Source organism: Mycobacterium sp. 1165178.9 (assembly GCF_001673555.1).
Classification (GTDB): Bacteria; Actinomycetota; Actinomycetes; order Mycobacteriales; family Mycobacteriaceae; genus Mycobacterium.
Genome location: NZ_LZMB01000159.1, coordinates 1 through 6,371 on the forward strand (window position 1 = coordinate 1; position 6,371 = coordinate 6,371).

5 protein-coding genes are annotated in these 6,371 nt (G+C 67.0%); all 5 read right to left on the bottom strand.

The features are described from left to right. Positions 1-819 (bottom strand): enoyl-CoA hydratase family protein (locus A5652_RS07675; protein ID WP_067348679.1); only part of this gene is annotated, 819 nt, incomplete at its 3' end. Beyond that, a complete protein-coding gene (locus tag A5652_RS07680) occupies positions 819-1,985 on the bottom strand; it encodes an acyl-CoA dehydrogenase family protein (protein ID WP_067348682.1) in 1,167 nt (388 codons plus the stop codon). The genes A5652_RS07675 and A5652_RS07680, both read right to left, overlap by 1 nt. Further along, the gene (locus A5652_RS07685; RefSeq protein ID WP_067348685.1) at positions 1,982-3,970 is read right to left on the bottom strand and encodes a biotin carboxylase N-terminal domain-containing protein; all 1,989 of its coding nucleotides are present in this window, start codon (positions 3,968-3,970) and stop codon (positions 1,982-1,984) included. Before A5652_RS07685 ends, A5652_RS07680 begins: the two co-directional genes overlap by 4 nt. Before the next feature lie 5 nt (positions 3,971-3,975). Further along, positions 3,976-5,565, bottom strand: a complete 1,590-nt coding sequence (locus A5652_RS07690; protein ID WP_197513821.1) for an acyl-CoA carboxylase subunit beta — start codon at positions 5,563-5,565, stop codon at positions 3,976-3,978. Between the two features lie 2 nt (positions 5,566-5,567). Beyond that, positions 5,568-6,371 (bottom strand): acyl-CoA dehydrogenase family protein (locus tag A5652_RS07695; protein ID WP_067348692.1); only part of this gene is annotated, 804 nt, incomplete at its 5' end.

A 6,371-nucleotide genomic window follows, 5' to 3' on the forward strand; every position in this document is an offset into this window, starting at 1 on the left:
CAGCATGCCTTCGCGTGCTTCATCGGACACGAAGAGCCGGGCCGATTCCTCGGCGAGGCGTTCGGCGTCGCGGTCGAACCCGTCCAGCACCGCGGCCGTGGTCAGTGCCTTGGAAGCCGCGAGGCCTTGAGGGGAACCACGGCCGATATCGGCGACCAGTTTGTCGACCGCGGCGTCGACGTCCTCGGCGGCCTCGGTGATCAATCCGATCTCGGCCGCTCGGCCGGCGTCGAACTTCTCGCCGGTCAGGTAGTAGCGCGCCGCGGCCCGGGCCGACAGTTTCGGCAGCAGCGTCAACGAGATGATCGCCGGTGCAACGCCGATGCGGGCCTCGGTCAGCGCGAAGGTGCTGCGCGGGCCGGCGACCGCGATATCGCAGGCACCCACCAGACCGAACCCGCCGGCACGGACGTGCCCGTTGATCGCGGCGATCACCGGCAGCGGCGACGAGACGATGGCCCGCATCAGGGCGGCCATCTCGCGGGCCCGTGCGACGGCCATGTCGTATGCCGATGGTGGCGACCCGTCCCCCGCAAGCGGGAGGTGCCCCCCTCGACCGGCTACGCCGCTCTCGCGATCGCCACTGGGGTCGCCCCCGCCGGCTTCGCTGAGATCCGCACCGGCGCAAAAGGTGCCGCCGGTGTGGCCCAGCACCACCAACCGTGCCGCCGCATCGGCGGAGGCGTCACGCAGCCCCTGGTGCAGCTGGCTGACCAGCGTGGTGGACAGCGCGTTGCGGTTGTGTGATGAGTTCAGCGTCAGTCGCGCGTAGGGTCCGCCCGTTTGGGCCGGCCCGGCGTATTCGACGAGAGCTTCCATCAGTAGCTTCGGGGCAGGCCCAGCGACGTCTGCGCGACGAAGTTCAGCACCATCTCGCGGCTGACCGGAGCGATTCGGCCCAGCCGGGCCGATGCCAGCATGGCCGCTACACCGTATTCCTTGGTCAGCCCGTTGCCGCCCATCGACTGCACCGCCTGATCCACCGACCGTGTAGCCGCTTCGGCCGCAGCGTATTTGGCCATGTTCGCGGCCTCGGCCGCGCCCATGTCGTTGCCGGAGTCGTAGAGGGTGGCGGCCTTTTGCAACATCAGCTTGGCCAGCTCGACCTCGATGTGGCACTGCGCCAACGGATGTGACAGGCCCTGGTGCGCGCCGATCGGCGTGCCCCACACCTGGCGCGTCTTGACGTAGTCGGCTGCCCGGCTGAGGGCGAACCGTCCCATCCCGACGGAACTCGCCGCACCCATGATGCGTTCGGGGTTGAGGCCGGCGAAAAGCTGTGCGATGGCTGCATCTTCGGCGCCGACGAGCGCGTCGCCGGGCAGCCGGACATCGTCGAGGAAGACCTGGAACTGGCGTTCGGGGCTGATCAGTTCCATTTCGATCGGGGTGTAGCTGAAGCCCGGAGCGTCGGTGGGCACCACGAACAGCGCGGGGCGTAGCTTGCCGGTCTTGGCCTCCTCGGTGCGTGCCACCACCAGCACCGCCTGCGCCTGGTCGATGCCGGAGATGTATACCTTCTGCCCCTTGAGGATCCAGTCGTTGCCGTCCCGGCGGGCGGTCGTGGTGATCTTGTGCGAGTTGGAGCCGGCGTCCGGTTCGGTGATGGCGAATGCCATCGTCAGCGTGCCGTCAGCGATACCGGGAATCCACCGCTTCTTCTGCTCCTCGGTGCCGAACTTGCTGATGATGGTGCCGTTGATGGCGGGGGAGACGACCATCAGCAGCAGCGCGCTACCCGCTGCCGCCATTTCCTCCATGACCAACGACAGCTCGTACATTCCGGCGCCGCCGCCGCCGTACTCCTCGGGCAGGTTCACGCCGAGGAAACCGAGTTTTCCTGCCTCCGACCATAATTCATCGGTGTGCTCATGTGCGCGGGCCTTGCGCAGGTAGTACTCGCTGCCATAGTTGGCTGCCCACGCTGCCACCGACTTCCGTAGGGCCTGGCGCTCCTCGCTTTCGATGAAGCTGGTATCGGTCATGCTTGATCTCCTTCTGAATGTGGCGCTTCCACTCTTGCCAGCACAGCGCCGACTTCGACTTGCTGACCGGTCTTGACATTGAGTTCGGCGAGTACCCCGTCGACCGGGGCGGCGATGGTGTGTTCCATCTTCATGGCCTCCAGCCAGATCAACGGCTGGCCGGCGGTGACGGTGTCGCCGATGTCGGCACCGAGCCGGATGACGCTGCCGGGCATCGGCGCCACCAGTGAGCCCTTTTCGACGGTCGAACCGGGCTCGGGGAAACGGGGCAGCGCGATCAGGTGCACCGGTCCGCGGGCTGAGTCGACGTAGACACCGGAATCGTCCGCGTCGTACCGCCGCACCGAGAAGCTGTGGTCGACGCCGTCGGCCCGCAGCACCACGTCATTCGCGGTGGCCGACACCAGTTGCACCGACGGGTCTTCGGGGAGCACCAAACCGGTTCTGCTGAAACGGTATTGAACTCGGTGCTCGTCACCCTGTTCGTCGCGATAGTCCTTGACCTGGTGGCCCGATGCCAGGTTTCGCCAGCCGCTGGGAACCGCACCCAACACCGGCGCGGTAGCGCGGTTGTGTGCGGCATCGGCGAGTGCGGCCGCGATGGCGGACAGGCGGATCACCGCGGCGTCGCCCAGTGGCGCCGCCAACCGCGCCAAGTCGTGGGTGTCGAAGAACGCTGTGTCGGTGGCGCCGTCGAGGAACGCCGGATGCCGCAGCACGTTCACCAGCAGGTCGCGGTTGGTGCGTACCCCGTGCACGCGGGCGCGGGCCAACGCGTCGGCGAGGACCAGCGAGGCCTGACGGCGCGTGGGGGCGTAGGAGATGACCTTGGCCAGCATCGGGTCGTAATGGATGGAGACCGTGAAGCCGTCGATTATGCCCGAATCCAGCCGGATCCCGGTTCGTTGCCCCAGCGAGCCGAACTCGGCCCGAACGGACGGCACCTCGAACGCGCGTACCAGACCGGCCTGGGGCTGCCAGTTCTTGGCGGGGTCCTCGGCGTAAAGCCGGGCCTCAATCGAATGTCCCTGCGCGGCGGGAGGTTGCGCGTCGAGACGGTCGCCATCGGCGACGGCCAACTGCAGTTCGACGAGGTCGAGCCCGGTGGTCTCTTCGGTGACTGGGTGTTCGACCTGCAGCCGGGTGTTCATCTCCAGGAAGTAGAACTCGCCGTCGTCGTCGGCCAAGAACTCCACCGTCCCGGCCCCGGTGTAGCCGATGGCCTCGGCGGCCAACCGGGCCGCGTCGAACAGCTTGGCGCGCATGCCCACCGTGCGCTCCACCAATGGCGACGGGGCTTCCTCGATGATTTTCTGGTGGCGGCGCTGAATCGAACATTCGCGTTCGCCGACCGCCCACACCGTGCCGTGGGTGTCGGCCATGATCTGGACCTCGATGTGGTGGCCGGTGGGCAGGTAACGCTCGCAGAAAACGGTCGGGTCACCGAACGCCGACTGCGCTTCCCGACTTGCCGCAGCGACTTCGCCCGCGAGCGCGGACAATTCGCGGACCACGCGCATCCCGCGACCACCGCCACCCGCGGAGGCCTTGACCAGAACCGGCAGCTGAGCCTCGGTGACGGTGTCGGGATCGAGCTCGTCGAGCACGGGCACTCCGGCCGCGGCCATCAGCTTCTTGGACTCGATCTTCGAACCCATCGCGCGCACCGCCGCCACTGGGGGCCCGACCCACGTCAACCCGGCGTCTTGGACGACGGCCGCGAAGTCGGCGTTCTCCGAGAGGAACCCGTAACCGGGGTGTATCGCGTCGGCACCCGCGGCGCGGGCGGCGGCGATGAGGGCGGCGGCGTTCAGGTAGTCGTTGGTCTTGCCCAGCCGCACCCGGGCATCGGCCTCGGCGACGTGCGGCGCGCCCGCGTCGGGGTCGGTGTAGACGGCCACGGTGCCCAGGCCGAGACGACGGCAGGTGGCGAACACCCGGCGGGCGATCTCGCCGCGGTTGGCGACCAGAACTCGAGTAACCATGGGGCTCACATCCGGAAGACGCCGAAGTTCGACGTCCCCTTGATCGGGCCATTGGCGATGGCGGACAGACAGATTCCCAATACCGTGCGGGTGTCGCGCGGGTCGATCACCCCGTCGTCGTAGAGCATCCCGGACAACACCAGCGGTAGCGACTCGGCTTCGATCTGGCCCTCGACCGCGGCCCGCATCGCCGCGTCGGCATCCTCGTCGACCTGCTGGCCGCGCGCCTCGGCGGCCGCGCGGGCCACGATCGACAACACGCCCGACAGTTGGGCGCCACCCATCACCGCGGACTTGGACGTCGGCCAGGCGAAGAGGAACCGCGGATCGTAGGCGCGGCCGCACATGCCGTAGTGCCCCGCGCCGTAGGACGCGCCGATCAGTAGCGAGATGTGCGGGACGGTCGAATTGGACACGGCGTTGATCATCATCGAGCCGTGCTTGATCATCCCGCCCTCTTCGTAGTCCTTGCCCACCATGTAACCGGTGGTGTTGTGCAAGAACAACAATGGCGTGTCGGAGCGGTTGGCCAACTGAATGAACTGGGTGGCCTTCTGGGACTCCTCGCTGAACAACACCCCGCGCGCATTGGCCAGGATGCCGATCGGATATCCGTGCAGTTGGGCCCAGCCGGTCACCGCGCCGTTGTTCGATACCGAGGAACTCATCGGCATCGTTCCGGCGGATCTGCGCATCCCGTTCGATCCCCGCGAAGTGATCGCCCGCATCGTCGACGGCTCCGAATTCGACGAATTCAAGCCGCTGTACGGGTCCTCGCTGGTGACCGGCTTGGGCTTCGGCCCCTGTTTGGCCCAGTTCAATCGGGCGACGACGCGACGGCCGATCCGGATGGCGTCGAGTTCGTCGACGGCGAAGTAATCGGCCAAACCCGAGATCCGGGCGTGCATTTCGGCGCCGCCGAGCGATTCGTCGTCGGATTCCTCTCCGGTGGCCATCTTCACCAGCGGGGGACCCGCGAGGAACACCTTGGAACGTTCCTTGATCATCACCACGTGATCGGACATCCCCGGGACGTAGGCGCCGCCCGCGGTGGAATTGCCGAACACCAACGCGATGGTGGGGATACCGGCCGCCGAGAGCCGGGTCAGGTCGCGGAACATCCGTCCGCCGGGAATGAAGATCTCCTTCTGCGTGGGCAGGTCCGCACCGCCGGACTCAACCAGCGAGATCACCGGAAGACGGTTCTCGAACGCGATCTGGTTGGCACGCAAGATCTTCTTCAGGGTCCACGGATTGCTGGTGCCGCCTTTGACCGTCGGATCGTTGGCGACGATCATGCATTCGACGCCTTCGACCACGCCGATCCCGGTGACCGTGCTGGCGCCGACCTTGAAGGCGCTGCCCCAGGCGGCCAGCGGGCTGAGTTCCAAGAACGGCGAATCCTGATCGACCAGCAATTCAATGCGTTCGCGGGCCGTCAGCTTGCCACGGTCATGATGGCGCTGAACGTATTTGGTCCCGCCACCGGCCAGCGCGTTGGCGAGCTCGCTGTCGATCTCCTCGAGTTTTGTGATCGCCGCCGCCGCGGCGTCGGTGAATGCGGTGGCCTCCGCGTCGAGGGTGGACTGCAGCACGGTCATGATTGGAATCCCAGAAGTTTGGCGGACAGTGCGGTGAGGATCTCGGTCGTCCCTCCGCCGATGCCCAGGATCCTCATGTCCCGGTATTGGCGTTCGACCTCCGATTCGGCCATGTAACCCATGCCCCCGAACAGCTGAACGGCTTGGTGGGCCACCCATTCGCCGGCCTCGACGGCGGTGTTCTTGGCGAAACACACCTGCGGAATCAGGTTCGTCTCGCCGGCGAGCTGGCGCTCGACCACGCTGCGCGAGTAGACCCGGGCGACGTCGACGCGACGGGCCATCTCCGCCAACGTGTTCTGCACCGACTGCCGCGATATCAGTGGCCGGCCGAACGTTTCGCGGTCGCGACACCATTGCACCGTCAGGTCCAGGCACCGCTGCGCGCTCGAATAGGCCTGTGCGGCAAGGCCGATCCGTTCGGCGACGAAGGCCTGGGCGATCTGGGCGAATCCGCTGTTCTCGGCGCCCACCAGGTTGGCCACCGGGACGCGGACATCGGTGTAGGACAGCTCGGCGGTGTCCGAGGACCGCCAGCCCATTTTCTCCAGCTTGCGGCTCACCTCGAAGCCGGGTGTGCCCTTCTCGACCACCAGCAGCGAAACCCCGCCGGCGCCCGGACCTCCGGTGCGTACTGCGGTGACCACATAGTCGGCGCGGACTCCGGAGGTGATGTAGGTCTTCGCGCCGTTGACAATGTAGTGGTCACCGTCGCGAACCGCCGAGGTCCGAAGATGTCCGACGTCGGAACCGCCCCCCGGTTCGGTGATGGCGAGCGAACCGATCATCTCGCCGGCGCG

Bases quoted from the DNA above. Each gene is read 5' to 3' on its own strand.
- A5652_RS07685 (WP_067348685.1), bottom strand. From the start codon at position 3,970: ATGGTTACTCGAGTTCTGGTCGCCAACCGCGGCGAGATCGCCCGCCGG.
- A5652_RS07680 (WP_067348682.1), bottom strand. From the start codon at position 1,985: ATGACCGATACCAGCTTCATCGAAAGCGAGGAGCGCCAGGCCCTACGG.